Genomic DNA, 16,720 nt, shown 5'->3' with positions numbered 1-16,720 from the left:
AAATCCAGAATCTCGGAAAGGACTCCGATATTCTGGATTTTTTTCTTGCCCAAGAAAATAAAATAATCTAGACATGTTAATAGCTTTATTAAATTCACATTAGGTAAGTCAATTTTTTTACTGTGTGTGATATAGGGATAATGCGTCGTAGTATGCTCAATAAGGAGTCTGCTATATTTCCGCCGAGCGATTGACGAGCCACTATGTCGCTAACGCTCTTACAGGGTCTCACAACTACGAGCAAAATTCCAAAGAATGGCTAAGGGCAATTAAAAAGCTATTGAAAGCAACTAATTTTAGCACGAAAGCAATTAAAATCAGCATGAAAGCAACTAAAATGTAGATGAGAGCAACTAATTTATTACAATAGCAAGTTCACTTGAAGTGAGACGATTATGATTTAGGCATATTATAGGAATAATATGCCTAAAAGCCCACCGAACTTGCCTGACCAGCATCTGCTCGACTAGTTTGTAGGGTTCGCAGTGTATATTATCTCGTTCACCAGTTATTGTTAGTTTCGGACACTGGTAAGTTAGTATTTTTTCATTGATTTTCGCTGCAGGGCGGCGACTCCGAAGGGATTAAGTAAGTAAGATGAGACTTCACAACGTACGCCTAAGCGGCGGTGAAGGCTCATCACTCACCCCACGGAAAGCGTCCGACCTGCAGCGAAAATCTCAGCGGTCACCTAATAAGAACTATCTAAGACACCCATTCCCTACTATGCGATTCTTCTTTCCCCTTTGCTACATCGGCGTGGAGGTATGCATTTTCACGCTAGTTCTTTTGCAGAATCTCTAAAAGATTACACCAAAGAAACAAAAGTGTATTCCGATAATTCGGAAATATTTTATAGGATGAGTCGATACAGAATGTGCTAAGTACTGTAAAATCACGTTTTCAATACTTGGCATGAATCTTGCTTATAGAAAAGGGAGGAACGAAAGGAGGAATTTCAATGGACGTTGGACTTATTACTAGGAAAATGGCAAATACGTTAAATGAAGATCATCAAATAAAAATAGCGATAAAAGAAGAAATGGGGAGAGCTTGGACGTACAAAGAACTCCATACGATATCAAATACATACGCCAACAAGCTTCTTGAATTAGGAGTACAAAAAGGAGATCGAGTTGGCGTCTTGCTTTACAATTGCCTAGAATATTTCGCACTATATTTTGCTGTTGCGAAAATCGGTGCAATTGCGGTTCGTCTTAATTTCCGACTTTCGAGTGAAGAATTGGAATATGCATTAAAAGATTCCGAAACGAAAGTACTTTGCTTCCATTCTAATTTGGCAAGTGAATTGGAAAAAATTCAAGGGTCTGTCTCCATAGAACAATACATCTGCCTAAAAAATGAAGAGGATGTAATTCCAGATTGGTCCAAACCATGGAGTCTTTTAGAAAGCGGTCCTGCGGATGAAGTACCGGATAATAATATTAAATTGAGTGATCCGGTTATGTTGATGTATACGTCAGGTACTACAGGTAGACCAAAAGGTGCGATTTGGACGCATGACATGACACTTTGGTTTTCTACTATGCAATCATTGAAATGGAAATTTACAGGTCAAGAAATTGGCATGACGACAGGTCCTCTTTACCATGTAGGTGCGATGGAAGACATTGGACTTCCAATACTATTAATGGGTGGAACACTTGTTATTACAAAAAGCCAAGGTTTCCAGATTGATAGAATTCTATCCGTAATTGAAAAAGAAAAAGTGACTGATTGTTTCTTATTCCCTTTTATGATTTATGAAATGTTGAATTACGATAATCTCGATACGTATCAATTGAAAAATTTAAAAACAATCTATACGGGGGGCGATCCATTATTGCCTTCTGCGCTGGAACAACTAAAAAAGAAATACCCACATGTAGGGGTTGTGCAAGTATACGGGTTGACAGAAGGAACACCAATCGCAGCATCACTAGATCCACAAGATGCTTTTACAAAAGGACAAACTGTTGGAAAACCAATGCCACTCACCGAGATTCACATTTTGGATGACGAAGGATATCCCCTACCAGCAGGTGAGGTTGGTGAAATTGCTATTAAAAGTCCAGCAGTTTCGGTAGGGTATTGGCGAAAACCGGAAGCTACGATGGAGACGTTTGTAAATGGCTGGTGTAAAACTGGCGATTTAGGGGTGTTCGACCAAGATGGATACTTAACGATTGCAGGCAGGAAAAAAGATATGATTCGAAGCGGTGGAGAAAATATTTACGCCGCTGAAATTGAAGATGTTTTATATCGACATGAAGAGATAAAGGAAGTTTCCATCATTGGTATTCCGGACTCCAAATTCATTGAAGCTGTTTGCGCTGTTGTCGTGAAAAAGGAAGGATCCAATCTGACAGAAGAAGATATAGTAAATCATTGTGTGCAAAATCTAGCAAGCTATAAAAAGCCTAGAAAAGTAATTTTCGTAGATGAATTACCACGAACACCTTCCGGGAAAATTCAAAAGTTTGTTTTACGACAAGATTATAGCGAAGTAAAAATATAAAAATGAGGTGATAGAACGATGCAGAAAGTCCAAGTTGTTTCCTGGTCTTTACAACAGAATATTGCACAAATTGTCATCGATAATCCACCAGTGAACATCTTAAGCGCCGATGTTATCGAACAATTGAACTTAGTCGTGGATGAAATTGAAAAAGATCCAAACGTCAAGGTCGTTATCATTACAGGTGCAGGAGAAAAGGCATTTGTAGCAGGCGGTGATATTAAAGGGTTTCCGGCATGGATAGGAAATGGAGTGGAAGAAGCGAAGCAAAATTCACTTTGGCTTCAACAACCATTGAATAAAATCGAACAGTTACCTCATCCGACTATTGCGGCTATTAATGGACTTGCCCTAGGCGGGGGCTGCGAACTTGCATTAAGTTGTGACATACGAATTGCAGAGGAACATATAAAGATTGGACTTCCAGAAGTTAAATTGGGATTATTTCCTGGTGCTGGCGGAACACAAAGACTACCTCGTCTAATTGGAAAGGCGAGAGCGAAAGAAATGATTTTCACTGGTGAGCCTATTTCAGCAGAAGAAGCAGAACGAATCGGACTTGTTAATCATGTTGTTGCAAAAGGTAAATCTGTCGAGAAGGCGATAGAAATCGCAAGTAAAATAACTAATTATTCTTCTCTTCCTATAACTTTTGCTAAGCAAGCGATTGACGTTGGATATGAACAAGCGCTTGAAAAAGGGCTAGTTACCGAAGCAACTTATTTCGGTCATGTTTTCCAAACGAAGGATGTTCAAGAAGGTGTAGAAGCATTCATTGAAAAACGGAAACCGAATTTTACCAACCAATAAACAATTTTACTTTAAAGAAGGAGTGACATATATGTTTTCTAAAATTATTATCGCCAATCGTGGGGAAATTGCCTTAAGAGTTATCCGAACTTGTAAAAGCCTAGGTATTCAAACAGTCGCAATCTATTCAGAAGCGGATGCTGACTCCCTGTTTGTTCGTCAAGCTGATGAAGCATATTGCGTCGGGAAGCCACCGGTCAATCAAAGTTATTTAAATATCGAAGAAATTATTCGCATTGCAAAAGAGAGTGGAGCAGAGGCAGTACATCCAGGCTACGGACTTTTATCAGAAAACGCAGGATTTGCTAGGAAATGTGTAGAAGCCGGTCTTGTATTTATTGGACCTTCATCAGATATTATCGCTTCTATGGGAAGTAAAATCGAAGCGCGTAAAATGATGAAAGAGGCTGGTGTACCAGTTGTAGAAGGTATCGATACGGCTTTGGATAATGAAGAACAAGCAAAAGAAGCAGGAAGAAAAATCGGCTATCCACTTATGCTTAAGGCATCTGCTGGAGGCGGTGGAATCGGAATGCAACTCGTTAACTCTGAGGAAGAATTAGTAAAAGCTTTCGAAGGAAATAAAAAACGAGCGGAATCATTTTTCGGGGATGGAACAATGTTTTTAGAAAAATATATCTCAGAACCGCATCATATTGAAGTACAAATTTTAGCTGACACGCATGGAAATGTTATTCCTCTCTGGGAAAGAGAATGCTCTATTCAACGTCGAAATCAAAAAGTAGTGGAAGAAGCACCATCTCCATTCATTAGTGAAGAAACACGTCAAAAGATGCTCGATGCAGCTGTTCAAGCGGCAAAGCATATTGGATATTCCAATGCAGGGACGATTGAGTTTTTAGTCGATCGTGAGCAAAATTTCTACTTCTTAGAGATGAATACAAGACTACAAGTGGAACATCCAGTTACGGAAGAAATTACTGGTCTTGATCTAGTAGAACAACAGTTGAAAGTGGCGTACGGAGAACGTTTGTCTCTTAAACGAGAAGATGTCGAGCGAAAAGGACACGCAATTGAAGTGCGTATTTATGCAGAAGATCCTAAAACATTTTTCCCTTCACCTGGAAAGATAACAGAGTTTCAGTTGCCGCAAGGAGAAGGTGTCCGCAACGAGTGTTCAATAGAAGCTGGGTCACAAGTGACGCCATTTTACGATCCGATGATTGGCAAACTAATCACATGGGGAGAAACACGAAGTGAAGCATGCGCAAGAATGAAAGAAGCGCTTGAAAATTACAAAGTAGAAGGTATCAAAACGAATATCCCAATGCTTATTGAGACAGTTAGCCACGAACAATTTTTAAGTGGTTATACAACAACTGATTTTGTAAACAAATATTACTTAGCTGAAAAAGCAACTAAATAAGGAGGAAATGAATATGACAAACATCGTAGCAAGCATGGCAGGTAGTGTATGGAAAGTATTAGTAGCAGAAGGGGAAGAAGTAAAAGAAGGGCAAGATGTAGTAATTCTTGAATCGATGAAAATGGAAATCCCGATTGCAGCTGAGACAACAGGCGTTGTAAAGAAAATTCATATTAAAGAAGGCGACTTCGTGAATGATGAAGATGTACTCATTGATGTTGAATAGGAGGTTAAAACTTTGAAACTACCAAAAAGTGTAACGATTAAAGAAGTTGGACCAAGAGACGGGTTGCAAAATGAGAAACAAACTATTTCAACAGAAGATAAGATTACTTGGATCGACTCACTTTCAAAAACAGGTCTATCTTATATAGAAGTGAGCTCCTTTGTACATCCGAAGTGGATTCCACAGTTAGCAGACGCTTCGGAAGTACTCGGGAAAATTCAACGAGAACAAGGGATCACGTATGCGGCCCTTGTTCCTAACTTAAGAGGGCTTGAGCGTGCATTAGCAGCAAATGTAGACGAAGTGAGCGTCTTCATGTCAGCAAGCGAAGCGCATAATAAAAATAATATTAATAAATCAATCGAAGAAACGTACCCAATTTTAAGTGAAGTTGTGAAGGAAGCAAAAGCAGCTGGGAAAACAGTCAGAGGTTATGTATCGACAGTGATTGCCTGTCCATATGATGGGCCAATTGCAGCTTCACAAGTAAGGAAAGTAAGTGATCATCTATTTTCTATGGGAATAGATGAGCTTTCGCTGGGAGACACAATCGGTGTTGGCGTGCCAAATCAAGTAGAACAATTGCTAGAGGAACTACTCCCTCATTTTGAAGCAAACAAGCTTGCTATGCATTTCCATGATACGAGAGGAACAGCTCTTGCAAACATTGTGAAATCACTTGAAATGGGAATTACTATTTTTGACAGTGCTCTGGGCGGTTTAGGCGGTTGTCCTTACGCAAAAGGAGCATCTGGAAATGTGGCGACCGAGGATTTATTGTATATGCTCCATGAGATGGGGATTGAAACTGGTATCGATATAAATGCAGTGATGAAATCAGCTCAGCTTATTGAAAAAGTAAGAGGGAAAAAGCTTAATAGTCGACAAATGGATATTTTGAATGCGGAAGAAGGAGCTGCTTGCAATGGTTGAAACGATATTAACTAATGTACAAGTGGAAAAGCGTAGCGATGGAATTGCGATTATTACTTTAAATCGGATGGAAGCAGCAAATGCTTTATCCAAACAGATGCTTGACGATTTAAAAACGGCTACCAATGACTTAAGAAATAATCGGGAAGTACGGGTAATCATTTTAACAGGTGCGGGAGAAAAAGCTTTTTGCGCAGGTGCTGATTTAAAAGAGCGTAAAACAATGACAGAGAACGAAGTAAGACAAGCTGTTCGATCTATTGGAGAAGCTGTAAATGAAGTGGCCAATCTTCCACAACCAGTTATCGCTGCATTGAATGGGGTGGCATTTGGAGGTGGACTTGAGCTGGCATTGGCATGTGATATCCGCATTGGAGCGGAAGAGGCCAAAGTAGGTTTAACAGAAACTTCTTTAGGTATTATCCCTGGAGCAGGAGGAACGCAACGTCTTCCTCGTTTGATCGGCGTTGGAAAAGCGAAAGAACTTATTTACAGCGCAAAACGACTTTCAGCTGATGAAGCAGAAGGTATTGGCATACTAGAATATGTAGTTCCTCGTGAAAGCCTGCTAGATAAAGCACTAGAAATCGCAACAGCTATGGCGAAGAATGCTCCGCTTTCATTAATTCAAGCAAAGGCTGCCATTAATAATGGGATAGAAGTAGACCTGAACACGGGACTAAAAATAGAAGAGCTTGCGTACAACGAATTGCTACCAACGGAAGATAGATTAGAAGGTTTACGTGCATTTGCGGAAAAACGTGCACCACAATATACGGGCAAATAAGGAGGAAACAGTATGACAACGACAGTTTCACAAACAGATTACCAACTTAAAAAAGACTCTATCTTGCAAGGTGGGCAAGAAAAGTATCATAAAAAAAATCAAGAACAAGCGAAAATGTTCGTTCGTGACAGATTGAATTTGCTGTTTGACGATGGCTTAAAAGCAGAAGATGGAATGTTTGCGAATTTATTGGCGGGTGATCTTCCAGCAGATGGAGTAGTTACTGGGATTGGTAAAATTCATGGCCGTACGGTTTGCGTGATGGCTAATGATTCTACTATTAAGGCAGGCTCTTGGGGACAACGTACTGTAGAAAAAATTATTCGCATTCAAGAAACAGCTGAAAAGCTACGCTGTCCAATGTTGTATCTTGTTGACTCTGCTGGTGCTCGTATAACAGACCAATTAGAGATGTTCCCTGGTCGTAGAGGGGCAGGACGAATTTTCTACAACCAAGTTAAAATGTCAGGAAAAGTTCCACAAATTTGCCTTCTATTTGGACCATCTGCGGCAGGTGGGGCATATATTCCAGCCTTCTGTGATGTTGTTGTAATGGTGGACGGGAATGCTTCCATGTATTTAGGGTCCCCTCGAATGGCAGAAATGGTTATCGGTGAAAAAGTGTCTCTGGAAGAAATGGGCGGAGCGAAAATGCATTGTTCCGTTTCTGGATGTGGAGACGTACTCGTTCCAAGTGAAGAAGAAGCGATTGCGTACGCTCGAAAGTATTTAACGTATTTTCCAGAAAACTATACGGAAAAACCAGCTAAAGCAGAAGCAAAAGAACCAGCTTTTTTTGAAAAAAGCATTGAACAGTTAATACCGAAAAACCAAAATGCACCATTTGATATGTATCAACTGATCGAACGTCTTATCGACGAAGACTCTATGTGTGAGATTAAGAAGCTTTTTGCACCTGAACTTATCACATGTCTTGGAAGAATCAACGGTCAGCCAATCGGAATAATAGCAAACCAACCACGTGTGAAAGGTGGGGTACTATTCCATGATAGTGCGGATAAAGCAGCAAAATTCATTAATCTTTGTGATGCTTATCATATTCCACTACTGTTCCTTGCAGACGTACCAGGCTTCATGATTGGAACGAATGTAGAAAGAGCAGGAATCATTAGACATGGTGCTAAAATGATTTCGGCAATGAGTGAAGCGACTGTTCCTAAAATGACGGTAATTGTACGTAAAGCATATGGTGCTGGATTGTATGCAATGGCGGGCCCGGCATTCGAGCCAGATTGCTGTATCGCACTTCCAACTGCTTCGATTGCGGTAATGGGACCAGAAGCTGCAGTGAATGCAGTATATGCAAATAAAATTGCTTCCCTTCCAGAAGAAGAGAGAGCTGCGTTCATTGCTGAAAAGCGTGAAGAATATCGGGAAGACATTGATATTTATCGTCTAGCTTCAGATCTAATCATTGACGATGTGGTTGAGCCAAATCGTTTACGTGAAGAACTTGCATCGCGTTTAGACGTTTACATGTCTAAGTATTTAGTTTTCACTGATCGCAAGCACGGGGTATATCCAGTTTAACTTGACCTAGCGGTTAAAACACTCTACTGGGTAAAGTTAAGCCCCCGGTGCGGCGGATGTCACAGATTTTGAATTGCCCTTGTGCGATTCGAAATCTGGACGCAACTCCGCAGAGGCATAATTATTCTATTAGTATTTATTATCAAAGGGGATGTAGAAATGTTCGATAAATACTTTGAAGATTACCAACTTGGGGATGTTTGGGAATCGAAAGGGAGAACGATAACAGAAGCCGATATCGTTATGTTCTCCGCTTTAAGTGGGGATTGGTTCCCTCTTCACACGAATATTGAATATGCGAAAGAAACCCAATATAAACAACGAATTGCACACGGGATGCTAGTACTTTCTATTACGACCGGATTGGTACATTTTGAACCAGGAGTTGTCGTAGCTTTTTACGGGATGGATAAAGTAAGATTTACAAATCCAACTTTTATCGGAGATACGATTCATCTTGAGGGGAAAGTAATTGATTTGAAAAGCAAGGGGTCGAACCAAGGGATTGTGACCGTATTACAAGAAGTGAAAAAGCAAACAGATGAAACAGTGGCGGTTTTCGAAATGAAGCTTTTGGTGAACCAAAAGACTTTAGACTAAATAAGGGAGAACTTTTATGGATCTAATTATTATACTATTAGCACTAGGACTACTTATGTTTTTAGCTTATCGCGGCTTTTCCGTTATTATCATTGCTCCGATATGTGCTTTACTTGCAGTATTTTTAACGGATCCGAGCCACGTATTACCGTTCTTTTCTAATATATTTATGGAAAAAATGGTCGGCTTCATTAAATCTTATTTTCCAGTATTTTTACTAGGAGCGATTTTCGGTAAAGTAATTGAGATGTCCGGTATCGCAGCAAGAATTGCAAAAGTAATTATTCGATTCATTGGAGTTAGACAAGCTATTCTTACTGTCGTAATATTGGGAGCTATTCTAACTTATAGTGGAGTAAGTTTATTCGTAGCTGTATTTGCGATTTATCCATTTGCTAATCAGTTGTTCCGTGAAGCGAACATTCCGAAACGACTGATTCCGGCTACCATTGCATTTAGTGCTTTTACTTTTTCGATGGATGCAATTCCTGGATCGCCACAGATTCAAAATGTTATTCCGACCACCTTTTTTGATACGACCGTTTATGCGGGAAAAACTTTAGGTATAATAGGTGCACTATTTATCTTTGTAGTTGGTATGATGTATTTAGAAAGTCGTCGCCGGAAAGCAGCTAAGAACGGTGAAGGTTATTTTGGTATAGGGAAAAATGCGATTACGGAGTCACCTGCCGCTAGTGAAATGGCTGCTACAAGTGAAGCTATTGCTGCTCCAATTTCTCTGTTGAATACAAAAATAGAAGTGAAGGATTGGTTGGCGTTTCTTCCGCTTATATTAGTCGGAGTGATGAATAAGTTATTCACTACTTATATTCCGAAATGGTATGCAGATGGATTCGATTTTGCCAATATTAATTTAGAACAGTACGGAACTGTTAATATGAATCAGCAACTTTCGCTTTGGTCAGTGGAACTTGCACTTCTCGTAGGTATTTTTACGGCAATTGCTTTGAATTTCCAAGCAGTTAAATTGAGTTTCAAGGATAGTTTAAGTGTCGGTATAAGTGGTGCTTTGCTTGCTACGATGAATACGGCTTCTGAGTTTGGTTTCGGAGGAATTATTGCAGCTTTACCAGGTTTTGCTGTCGTTCAGAATTTCCTAGCTACCACTTTTACGCATCCTTTAGTGAATGGGGCTGTATTAACGAATGCACTTGCAGGGATTACGGGTTCTGGGTCCGGTGGGATAAGTATTACACTCGGCCTTATGGCGGAAAAGTATGTAGAGGCTGCAAATGCTGCAGGAATTCCTTTAGAAGTTATGCACCGTGTTATTGCGATGGCAGCTGGTGGGATGGATACTTTACCACATAATGGAGCAGTTCTTACATTACTAATGGTTTGTGGACTCACTCATCGCCAAGCCTATAAAGATATCTTTGCGATTACAATCATTAAAACAATAGCTTGTTTCTTTGTCATTGGTGTGTATCTATTGACTGGACTTGTTTAAGAATCATATTTAGAAATAACCGCCAAATCCTATAGGGGTTGGCGGTTATTTTTTTCTGAAATTTTTTAGTTGGAGAAATGGAAGGGTTAGTTGGAAAAATGAAGCATTTAGTTGTAATAATTAGCGATTTAGTTGTAATAGTAAATTAATGGAAAGAATATCGTGATAAACAATCCAGTAATATCTAGTTCTTTCAATGGAGTTTTATATCTTCAGGCATTTGGAGATAACTAATTGGGAGAATAGGTGGAATGGGGTTGTTAGGTGCATGCATGTTATAAATATTACAATCGAACTAATCGTCGGGTTTTTTCTTCTCTTCTTTATCGTTAAGTTTGTTGGGAAGAAAATTATCAAACAAATAAGCCCATTTACGTTCATTGCAGCAATAGTATTAGGTGAATTGCTAGGAAATGGATTGTATCATGATGATGTAGGATTATTTTATATTTTTTACACGATGGCATTATGGAGTATTTTACTTTTTATCGTGGAATTTCTTGGGCAAAAGTTTTTAGCGGTTCGTGGATTTTTTGAAGGAAAACCATCCGCATTGATAAAAAATGGTATAGTGGACCGAGAAGAGTTAAAGAAAAATAGGATGAATCTGAATCAGCTTCAAAGCTTACTTAGACAAAGTGAAACATTTTCTATCCGAGAAGTCGCATATTGCTATCTAGAAGCAAATGGATCACTAAGCATATTGAAGAAATCCAAATATCAAAAGACTACACAAGAGGATTTCCATCTAGTTTCTAAAACTGTTTATGCGCCAGTAACACTAATAAGAGACGGCAAAATTCTATGGGACGAGATAGAGGATTTAGGTTTTGACGAGGCATGGCTAACCAGTCAACTTAATGCGAAAGGCATTTCAAGCGATAAAGAAATACTTATCGCAGAATGGTTAGAAGGAGATGGGCTTTTTGTTCAGCTTCTCCAGGATAAACCTTCATCATTCGATCGAAAGCGTGCATGAATGTGTGCTCGCTACACTGGCGTTGGAATCTGACCCGGTAGATCCGAGGCTTTGAAGAATTCAACTGATCAAATAAAAAGCAGTAGTACAAATCTTATAGAGGATTTGTACTACTGTTTTTCTTCTTTTGTAGCAGATAAACTATTAATTCTATAAAGGTAATTACTATTAACGACAAGCCGAAAAGTGGCATTATTATTCCGAGTATTACTAATAGAACGATGAATCCCCCTAAACTTTTACCCATTGATGTTTTTGGCGGTGCGGATAATTTTCCTTTTACTTTTCTATCCAACCACATCTTGTATCCCCAAATAATAATTGTTAAAAATGCTAAGCAAACGAGTAGATTGATTATTTTATTTGGCCAACCAAATAAATGTCCTTCATGCAATGGAATACCCCATGTAAACCATTTCCCTAAAATACCATACTCCTCGTAACCAACTTTTGAAATCAGCTTGCCGCTATATTGATCAAAATAGTTAGTTACTTCTTCATATGGGCTAACATCTAAACCAGTGATCCCTGTATTACTCCCTTTTGATACGGTATATACACCGTCTTCACTCAGTGGAAAGACAATAGAATAAGGTTTGGAGATATGCGACTCATCTACTTTCTCCATTAGTTGTTGCACACTGATCATATGACTGTTATCCGTCATGTGAGACATACCTGCCATACCATTATGGTGAGCATGTGCATCCCTTGATGTAGGTGCTTCGTTTTTACGAGTAGCCCAAGGAATTTCGTTGATCTCTGATGTTGGTGGAACTTGTTGTAATTCTGGAATACCAATGGATGGATGGGACTGTGCAGCTGAATATATGAAATTCCCCATAAGAGCAGACCAAGGCAAACCAGTAAAGATCAAAATAACCATTGGAATAGCAATTATAGTACCAGTAATTGCATGAAGTTTTTTATATCTCTGTCTCTTATTCTTGGTTCCTTTCTGTCTTTTAAAGACCTTTCCTTTAAAGGACATATAAACTCCTGAAATAAGTAAAAATATAGCCCAACATGCTGCTAATTCAACCATGTAGTTTACAACGGTTCCCCCTACAAATAAAGAACTGTGTAAACCTCTCATAAAATTCGAATAAGTAGTTGCTGCATTTTGACTGCCTACTAGCTGGTTATGATCATCAATGAAGACATATTTTTGATTGCCTTCCGTATTGGTCATTGTAAATCTTGTATTGTAATCATCTTTCAAGACACTGACTTTTGTTACACTATAACCATCATAATGATTTTCTGCATTCTTTATTGCTTCGTCTATAGTTACACTTTCACTATTGTTACTGTCGCCAAAAAATAAATCATCGTAAAGTTGATTTTCAACATCTGTATAAAATAAGTATCCAATACCACTAATTGTAAGTGTTATTAGTAATGGCGCAATAAATATACCTGCATAAAAGTGCCAGCGCCAAAAAATGTTATAAAAGTGCTTTTTATTTTTCAAATTTTTCCCCCCATGTTTGAATTTCCAACCTGGATTTCATTTTATAAAATGGTTGTGAAATTTGATTGAAATGTAAAGCTATCACAAAAGTTTTTTTCATAAGTTAGCTTAAAAATAATCCATCCTTTCTTAAAATTTATTATCTTGACTTCAAGGTAATAAACCAATAAACTAAATTAAACCAAGAAGAAAACTATGGATTAATAAATTATTTAATAGAAGAGGATGATAAAAGTGGAAAAGACGCAGAAGCAAGCTCCAACAGAAGTCGATGAAAAAGGGAAATTTAACCGTCAAAAAAACCAGTTTAATACTCCATTCGGAAATAACCAAGATGAACTTCCAGTCGAAGCAGGACGATATCGTCTTCTGTGGGCGGCTGTTTGTCCATGGGCACATCGCTCCGTTATTGTGCGAAGTATACTAGGCTTAGAAAATGTCATTAGTTTAGGTACTGCTAGCCCAATGCGTCCTAATATCGACCGCGTAGATTGGGAATTCTCTTTAGATAAAGATGGGGTAGATCCCGTATTAGGTATTCAATATATAAGTGAAGTGTATAAAAATGCAGACCCAGAATATGTAGGACGACCAACAGTGCCTGTCATCGTTGATATAAAGGAACAAAAAGCAGTGAATAATGATTATTTTAGATTAACGAATCATTTGGAAACGGCTTGGGCACCATTTCATAAAGAAAATGCACCAGATTTATATCCGGAACATTTGCGCGAAGAAATAGACGCTTTAAGTGATGTTATTTTCCATGAAGTGAATAATGGTGTGTATAAATGTGGATTTGCTCGTTCCCAGGGAGCGTATGAAGAGGCGTATGATGTGCTGTTTGAGCGTTTAGATGAATTGGAACAACGTTTAGCAACGAGACGCTTTTTATTTGGAGACTTTATTACAGATTCAGATGTTCGCTTGTATGCGACACTAGTCCGATTTGATGTTGCATATTATGCTGCTTTTAAAGCGAATCGAAATCGTATCTTAGATTTTCCAAACTTATGGGGATATTTAAGAGATTTATATCAAACACCTGGTTTTGGAGATACGACAGATTTTGAGGCGATTAAAATACATTATCATTTATCCAATCATATCGCGAGCGATGATCAAAAAAGCCTAAATATTTTACCAAAAGGTCCGGATACGTCTAACTTCAATTCCGCGCATAACCGCGAAGCTTTAAGTGGAAGAAAAGAAAAGTTTCTTGTTCACGAAAGTAAATAAGGCATAAGGAGTTGGAGTAATGGCAATCATCAGAAATGCTGTAGAGGAAGAACTAGCTTATATTAGGGAACTAAGATTAGCTGCATATGAGGAACATGCAACAAAAATCCCAGAAGCCCACTGGCAAGCTTTAAGAAAATCCATCTTATCAGATGGGGATATACAAAATGGGGTAGAACGCATCGTAGCAGAAGGTGATGGAGAAATTCTAGGCAGTGTTGCATTGTTTTCTCCCGATATAAAAGCATATGATGGACTTTTGGAAGAGGAACTTGGTTATCCAGAATTACGAATGCTTGCTATCTCTCCCAAGGCGAGAGGAAAAGGTGTGGCAACTTTGCTTATTAAAGAATGTATAAAACGTGCAAAAGAAACAGGTTTTACTGAAATGGGTCTTCATACAGCAGACTTTATGGAAGATGCTATAAAATTATATGGACATCTAGGTTTTGAGCGGTTGCCACAGTTTGACTTTGAACCGGCAAATGATGGAATTATCGTCAAAGCGTTTCACATTCGTTTTTAGTGAAAAGCTAAAACCGGCTACAACAACTTAAAAGTCATTGTAGCTGGTTTTTATTGTTTCTTCATTTTGTTATCTACTGTATCTAAAAAATCCTTCGTTGTATTCAATACGTATTTGACTTCATCTATATCCCTGTCACGAAGAACAGAAAGATGTAAATCTAACATATAAGATTTTTCTTCAAAATCTGTTGTAGTAGCAAGCCTTTGAAAATTGAATAGTTCGTTAGGGTGGATTTCAAGGGCATTCATAAGCATCTCCAGTGTTTCCAACGTAATATTTGCTTCTCCACGTTCTATATCAGAAATGCGAGATTTACTAACGCCTATTTTGCCTGTTTTTTCTGCGAGCTCTTCTTGTGTTAATCCTCTTGCTTTTCTAATCGTTCTTAGTTGTGCTCCTACTAGTTTTAAAAAGTTTGACAACTATGATCACCTCTATATAAAAAGGCTATTCAGTTCTCTTATTGAAGTAGATACTAATACATTGATTTAATTTATAAAAGTACTGATATAACAGTGCTTGTGAGTTAAAAATAATAAAATAGGAACTGGAGTTGTACATGAAAATAAAAGACTTATCTTCTTTAAACATATAGAGAGCGGTATTCCAGTCAGTTTCACTTAAATTTTAGGAATGCTAAAATAGGATATAACTAAACTACAATTGAGCATCACCATCTAATTTTTGTGACCGCAAAGAAAAGGAGAAACCATTATGACAACTTCACCAAAAAACTTACGAACTTGCGAAAAAGGGCATAAGTACTACAAAAGTACGGACTGTCCTACATGCCCGACGTGTGAACAGGAACGGAAACCAGAAAGCGGGTTTCTTTCCCTCCTTTCTGCACCCGCAAGACGAGCGTTAGAGAATAACGGCATCATTTCCTTAGAAAAACTATCTACTTATAGTGAAAAAGACATTCTGAAATTTCACGGAATGGGACCAGCCTCGCTACCTAAACTAAGAGCTGCGTTAGAAGCAGAAGGGTTTTCGTTTAAAAATTGATGTTAAAGGGAAGATAATAATTAGTACTTTCAAATGTATATTCTAAGATGAACCAGCTTCAATGACTTCTAAGTTATTGTTGTTGGTTTCTTCTTTTTCCAAGCCACGATTTTTATGTGAACTGTAACAATATCCCAGTGAAAAACGACTAATTATATACATTATTTTTGGGGAGGAGAAGAAAATGACAAAATTAGTAGGTTTACTCCTTTTACTGAGTGTTTCGTTATTCGGATGTATGAACGAAGAAAGTGCAAGCGAAGCACAATCACAGGTGAAAGGGGCGACGGAAACAGCCCAGACTGATGAAGAAGAAGTGGCGATAGTAGAAGAGGTGGCGGAAAAATTCGGAAATGTCCTTCAAAATGTGTCATTATTAGGGCCAGAAGAACAATTAGAAAAAGATATGCACGACAATTATGGTGATTTAGTTTCTGACGAGCTAATAGAACAATGGCTTTCAGAACCATTAGCAGCACCTGGAAGACTAACTTCTAGTCCTTGGCCAGACCGAATCGATTTAGAAAATACGGAGAAACTTTCTGCTAATATGTATGAGCTAAACGGCAATATAATCGAAATAGCAAACGGTGATGAAGCTGTTAATGAAATACCGATTAGTCTTGTAGTTGAAAAAGTGGAGGAGCAGTGGCTTATTACCAAAGTTATGCTTGGTGGGGAAGAACAAAATAATTCGATCATTTATCAAAATAAAGAGTATCGTTTTGCATTCAAGTTGCCAAAGACTTGGGAAAATTATTCTATTGTGACGGAAGAATGGGAAGGGTTATCCATACCAACATCTGGTGCTGAAAAAGTAATTGAAACTGGTCCAATGATTTCTATTCGTCATCCTGAGTGGACTGCCGAAAATCCTCGTCAGGATATACCAATTATGATTTTCACATTAGAACAATGGGATTTACTGCAACAAGAGAAATTTCATATAGGTGCAGCACCTATAGGACCAACAGAGCTAAATCGCAACGAACAGTATGTTTTTGCTCTTCCTGCTCGCTACAATTTCGCATTTCCAACCGGATATGAAGAAGTAGAACAAATTTTAGAAAGTAAACCATTGGAAGTGGATTAAAACTGACAAAGAATAACTAATCAAAAAAGCGGCTGAAGATAATTTCAGTCGCTTTTTGCTATTTAATAATAAATAGTGAGTGACAGTCACTCATACAATTCAATAAGTAGTATCT

Annotated in this window: 16 protein-coding genes; 14 read left to right on the top strand and 2 right to left on the bottom strand. The window is 38.3% G+C overall.

Annotation, left to right across the window (positions count from 1 at the left end; genetic code table 11):
* Positions 1-961: 961 nt before the first annotated feature.
* The 10 genes from ACIQ38_RS18990 (at position 962) to ACIQ38_RS18945 (ending at position 11,262) form a co-directional block, all read left to right on the top strand.
* Positions 962-2,518 (top strand): acyl-CoA synthetase, encoded by a 1,557-nt coding sequence (locus ACIQ38_RS18990; RefSeq protein WP_402826768.1) that lies wholly within the window; start codon positions 962-964, stop codon positions 2,516-2,518.
* 18 nt (positions 2,519-2,536) lie between these two features.
* Positions 2,537-3,328 (top strand): enoyl-CoA hydratase, encoded by a 792-nt coding sequence (locus tag ACIQ38_RS18985; RefSeq protein WP_402826765.1) that lies wholly within the window; start codon positions 2,537-2,539, stop codon positions 3,326-3,328.
* A 31-nt stretch (positions 3,329-3,359) separates the two neighbouring features.
* Entirely contained in the window at positions 3,360-4,715 is a 1,356-nt protein-coding gene (locus tag ACIQ38_RS18980) for an acetyl-CoA carboxylase biotin carboxylase subunit (protein WP_402826762.1), read from the top strand.
* Between the two features lie 13 nt (positions 4,716-4,728).
* Positions 4,729-4,941, top strand: coding sequence for an acetyl-CoA carboxylase biotin carboxyl carrier protein subunit (locus ACIQ38_RS18975; RefSeq protein ID WP_402826760.1), 213 nt, complete (start codon positions 4,729-4,731; stop codon positions 4,939-4,941).
* Between the two features lie 12 nt (positions 4,942-4,953).
* Positions 4,954-5,874, top strand: a complete 921-nt coding sequence (locus ACIQ38_RS18970; protein ID WP_402826757.1) for a hydroxymethylglutaryl-CoA lyase — start codon at positions 4,954-4,956, stop codon at positions 5,872-5,874.
* The gene (locus ACIQ38_RS18965; RefSeq protein WP_402826754.1) at positions 5,867-6,661 is read left to right on the top strand and encodes an enoyl-CoA hydratase; all 795 of its coding nucleotides are present in this window, start codon (positions 5,867-5,869) and stop codon (positions 6,659-6,661) included. The genes ACIQ38_RS18970 and ACIQ38_RS18965 overlap by 8 nt, the downstream gene beginning before the upstream one ends.
* A gap of 12 nt (positions 6,662-6,673) precedes the next feature.
* A complete protein-coding gene (locus ACIQ38_RS18960; protein ID WP_402826751.1) occupies positions 6,674-8,212 on the top strand; it encodes an acyl-CoA carboxylase subunit beta in 1,539 nt (512 codons plus the stop codon).
* Positions 8,213-8,371: 159 nt separating this feature from the next.
* Positions 8,372-8,812 carry a MaoC/PaaZ C-terminal domain-containing protein gene (locus ACIQ38_RS18955; RefSeq protein ID WP_402826748.1) on the top strand — a complete coding sequence of 147 codons (441 nt, stop codon included), beginning with the start codon at positions 8,372-8,374 and terminating at the stop codon, positions 8,810-8,812.
* A 16-nt stretch (positions 8,813-8,828) separates the two neighbouring features.
* Positions 8,829-10,283, top strand: coding sequence for a GntP family permease (locus tag ACIQ38_RS18950; protein WP_402826745.1), 1,455 nt, complete (start codon positions 8,829-8,831; stop codon positions 10,281-10,283).
* 268 nt (positions 10,284-10,551) lie between these two features.
* Positions 10,552-11,262, top strand: a complete 711-nt coding sequence (locus tag ACIQ38_RS18945) for a DUF421 domain-containing protein (RefSeq protein ID WP_402826742.1) — start codon at positions 10,552-10,554, stop codon at positions 11,260-11,262.
* A 94-nt stretch (positions 11,263-11,356) separates the two neighbouring features.
* Here the strand turns inward: ACIQ38_RS18945 and ACIQ38_RS18940 are convergent, their stop codons facing one another.
* Positions 11,357-12,736 (bottom strand): PepSY-associated TM helix domain-containing protein, encoded by a 1,380-nt coding sequence (locus tag ACIQ38_RS18940; protein ID WP_402826739.1) that lies wholly within the window; start codon positions 12,734-12,736, stop codon positions 11,357-11,359.
* Positions 12,737-12,961: 225 nt separating this feature from the next.
* Between ACIQ38_RS18940 and ACIQ38_RS18935 the strand changes: the two genes are divergently transcribed.
* Positions 12,962-13,975, top strand: a complete 1,014-nt coding sequence (locus ACIQ38_RS18935) for a glutathione S-transferase family protein (protein ID WP_402826735.1) — start codon at positions 12,962-12,964, stop codon at positions 13,973-13,975.
* Between the two features lie 19 nt (positions 13,976-13,994).
* Positions 13,995-14,501 carry a GNAT family N-acetyltransferase gene (locus tag ACIQ38_RS18930; RefSeq protein WP_402826732.1) on the top strand — a complete coding sequence of 169 codons (507 nt, stop codon included), beginning with the start codon at positions 13,995-13,997 and terminating at the stop codon, positions 14,499-14,501.
* 50 nt (positions 14,502-14,551) lie between these two features.
* On the opposite strand, the gene ACIQ38_RS18925 is transcribed toward ACIQ38_RS18930, so the two are convergent.
* Positions 14,552-14,926, bottom strand: a complete 375-nt coding sequence (locus tag ACIQ38_RS18925) for a helix-turn-helix domain-containing protein (protein ID WP_402826729.1) — start codon at positions 14,924-14,926, stop codon at positions 14,552-14,554.
* Positions 14,927-15,218: 292 nt separating this feature from the next.
* Here ACIQ38_RS18925 and ACIQ38_RS18920 point away from each other — a divergent pair, with 292 nt between their 5' ends.
* Together ACIQ38_RS18920 and ACIQ38_RS18915 are read left to right on the top strand one after the other, a co-directional pair.
* A complete protein-coding gene (locus tag ACIQ38_RS18920) occupies positions 15,219-15,512 on the top strand; it encodes an RNA polymerase alpha subunit C-terminal domain-containing protein (RefSeq protein ID WP_402826726.1) in 294 nt (97 codons plus the stop codon).
* 184 nt (positions 15,513-15,696) lie between these two features.
* The gene (locus ACIQ38_RS18915; RefSeq protein ID WP_402826723.1) at positions 15,697-16,605 is read left to right on the top strand and encodes a hypothetical protein; all 909 of its coding nucleotides are present in this window, start codon (positions 15,697-15,699) and stop codon (positions 16,603-16,605) included.
* Positions 16,606-16,720: the final 115 nt, after the last annotated feature.

Source organism: Psychrobacillus sp. NPDC096389, assembly GCF_044762855.1.
Lineage (GTDB): Bacteria > Bacillota > Bacilli > Bacillales_A > Planococcaceae > Psychrobacillus.
This window is presented reverse-complemented; position numbering and strand designations above follow the sequence as displayed.

What these genes read in the sequence shown, in the direction of transcription:
- ACIQ38_RS18990 (WP_402826768.1), top strand. Translation starts at nt 962, where the DNA reads ATGGACGTTGGACTTATTACTAGGAAAATGGCAAATACGTTAAATGAA.
- ACIQ38_RS18985 (WP_402826765.1), top strand. Translation starts at nt 2,537, where the DNA reads ATGCAGAAAGTCCAAGTTGTTTCCTGGTCTTTACAACAGAATATTGCA.
- ACIQ38_RS18980 (WP_402826762.1), top strand. Translation starts at nt 3,360, where the DNA reads ATGTTTTCTAAAATTATTATCGCCAATCGTGGGGAAATTGCCTTAAGA.
- ACIQ38_RS18975 (WP_402826760.1), top strand. Translation starts at nt 4,729, where the DNA reads ATGACAAACATCGTAGCAAGCATGGCAGGTAGTGTATGGAAAGTATTA.
- ACIQ38_RS18965 (WP_402826754.1), top strand. Translation starts at nt 5,867, where the DNA reads ATGGTTGAAACGATATTAACTAATGTACAAGTGGAAAAGCGTAGCGAT.
- ACIQ38_RS18960 (WP_402826751.1), top strand. Translation starts at nt 6,674, where the DNA reads ATGACAACGACAGTTTCACAAACAGATTACCAACTTAAAAAAGACTCT.
- ACIQ38_RS18955 (WP_402826748.1), top strand. Translation starts at nt 8,372, where the DNA reads ATGTTCGATAAATACTTTGAAGATTACCAACTTGGGGATGTTTGGGAA.
- ACIQ38_RS18950 (WP_402826745.1), top strand. Translation starts at nt 8,829, where the DNA reads ATGGATCTAATTATTATACTATTAGCACTAGGACTACTTATGTTTTTA.
- ACIQ38_RS18945 (WP_402826742.1), top strand. Translation starts at nt 10,552, where the DNA reads ATGCATGTTATAAATATTACAATCGAACTAATCGTCGGGTTTTTTCTT.
- ACIQ38_RS18935 (WP_402826735.1), top strand. Translation starts at nt 12,962, where the DNA reads ATGATAAAAGTGGAAAAGACGCAGAAGCAAGCTCCAACAGAAGTCGAT.
- ACIQ38_RS18930 (WP_402826732.1), top strand. Translation starts at nt 13,995, where the DNA reads ATGGCAATCATCAGAAATGCTGTAGAGGAAGAACTAGCTTATATTAGG.
- ACIQ38_RS18920 (WP_402826726.1), top strand. Translation starts at nt 15,219, where the DNA reads ATGACAACTTCACCAAAAAACTTACGAACTTGCGAAAAAGGGCATAAG.
- ACIQ38_RS18915 (WP_402826723.1), top strand. Translation starts at nt 15,697, where the DNA reads ATGACAAAATTAGTAGGTTTACTCCTTTTACTGAGTGTTTCGTTATTC.